Consider the following 1962-nt stretch of genomic DNA (forward strand, 5'->3'; position numbering starts at 1 on the left):
GCAGGCCGTCCTCGTCGCCGACGCCGAGCTGCTTGATCCGGGCCTGGGCGGCCGGGGAGGCCCGCCACTGGTCCTTGGGGCACTCGTCGCCGCCGCAGGCGCAGGAACCCGTGGCGTTCGGGTTGTCGATCGTGAAGCCCTGCTTCTCGATGGTGTCGACGAAGTCGACCTGGGCGCCGCCGAGGTACGGGGCGCTCATGCGGTCGGTGACGACCTTGACGCCGTCGAAGTCCTTGACGACGTCGCCGTCGAGCGAGCGCTCGTCGAAGAACAGCTGGTAGCGCAGGCCGGAGCAGCCACCGGGCTGAACGGCGACGCGCAGGGCCAGGTCGTCACGGCCTTCCTGGTCGAGCAGGGCCTTGACCTTGGCCGCGGCGGCGTCGGTCAGGATGATGCCGTCGGTGACGGTGCTGGTCTCGTCCGATACGGACATCTACATCTCTCCCGGGTTGTACGGAGACTGCTTGCCGACGTTGCAACCGGCGACGCCGCGGATTCATTCCGGGGCGGGCGGGCCGGGGCGCGTCTTTTACCTCTTTTCATGCTCGCACACCCTGTCCAGAGACGCGGAAGGCGAATTCGTCACATCGACACTATGGACATCGTCAAAGTGACGTGAACCGGTTATGATAGATAGCGTCATTTAGACGAAAAGGCTTTACGAGGCTCACCTCAGATGCAGAAAGGGTGCGTGACGTGACCACCGCCCAGCCCCTGGACGTCCAGCCGACGCCGCTCGCCCTTCTCCTGCTCGGCCGGGAGGCCGACCCCAAGAGCGAGCGCGGCGTGGAGTGCCCTGGCGACCTTCCGTCGCCCTCCGACCCGGACCTGGTGGAGCGCGCCCGCGCCGCCAAGGAGAAGCTCGGGGACAAGGTCTTCGTCCTCGGGCACCACTACCAGCGTGACGAGGTCATCCAGTTCGCCGACGTCACCGGCGACTCCTTCAAGCTCGCCCGTGACGCCGCCGCCAAGCCGGAGGCCGAGTACATCGTCTTCTGCGGCGTGCACTTCATGGCCGAGTCGGCGGACATCCTGACCAGCGACGACCAGAAGGTCGTGCTGCCGGACCTGGCCGCGGGCTGTTCGATGGCCGACATGGCCACCGCCGAGCAGGTCGCCGAGTGCTGGGACGTGTTGACCGAGGCCGGCATCGCCGAGCAGGTCGTGCCCGTCTCGTACATGAACTCCTCGGCCGACATCAAGGCGTTCACCGGCAAGCACGGCGGCACCATCTGCACCTCGTCGAACGCGAAGAAGGCCCTGGACTGGGCCTTCGAGCAGGGCGAGAAGGTGCTCTTCCTGCCGGACCAGCACCTGGGCCGCAACACCGCCGTCCGCGACATGGGCATGTCCCTGGACGACTGCGTGGTCTACAACCCGCACAAGCCGAACGGCGGGCTCACCGTCGAGGAGCTGCGCGCCGCCAAGATGATCCTGTGGCGCGGCCACTGCTCGGTGCACGGCCGCTTCAGCCTGGACTCGGTCAACGACGTGCGCGAGCGCATCCCGGGCGTGAACGTGCTCGTCCACCCGGAGTGCAAGCACGAGGTCGTCGCCGCGGCCGACTACGTGGGCTCGACGGAGTACATCATCAAGGCCCTGGAGGCGGCCCCGGCCGGCTCGAAGTGGGCGATCGGCACCGAGCTGAACCTGGTCCGCCGCCTGGCGAACCGGTTCGCCCCCGAGGGCAAGGAGATCGTCTTCCTCGACAAGACGGTCTGCTTCTGCTCGACCATGAACCGGATCGACCTGCCGCACCTGGTGTGGACCCTGGAGTCCCTGGCCGAGGGCAACCTGGTCAACCGCATCGAGGTCGACAAGGAGACCGAGGCGTTCGCGAAGCTGGCGCTGGAGCGGATGCTGGCGCTGCCGTAACGATTCCTCCCGGATGTGCCAAGGGGTGGGCCTCCGCGCGACGCGCGGAGGCCCACCCCTTTTTGTCCGGCTGCGGCCGGGCCCGGG

At 67.7% G+C, this 1962-nt stretch carries 1 protein-coding gene and 1 pseudogene; one reads left to right on the forward strand and one right to left on the reverse strand.

Annotated features, from left to right (window positions below; all coding sequences use genetic code 11):
• Positions 1-91: 91 nt before the first annotated feature.
• Positions 92-433: pseudogene (locus tag ACWEV0_RS35865) on the reverse strand (iron-sulfur cluster assembly accessory protein); the annotation flags it as partial.
• 254 nt (positions 434-687) lie between these two features.
• On the opposite strand from ACWEV0_RS35865, the gene nadA reads away from it, so the two are divergent.
• Positions 688-1875, forward strand: coding sequence for a quinolinate synthase NadA (gene nadA / locus ACWEV0_RS35870; protein WP_453153996.1), 1188 nt, complete (start codon positions 688-690; stop codon positions 1873-1875).
• The last annotated feature ends 87 nt before the right edge of the window (positions 1876-1962 follow it).

It is taken from the genome of Streptomyces sp. NPDC003943 (assembly GCF_053605265.1).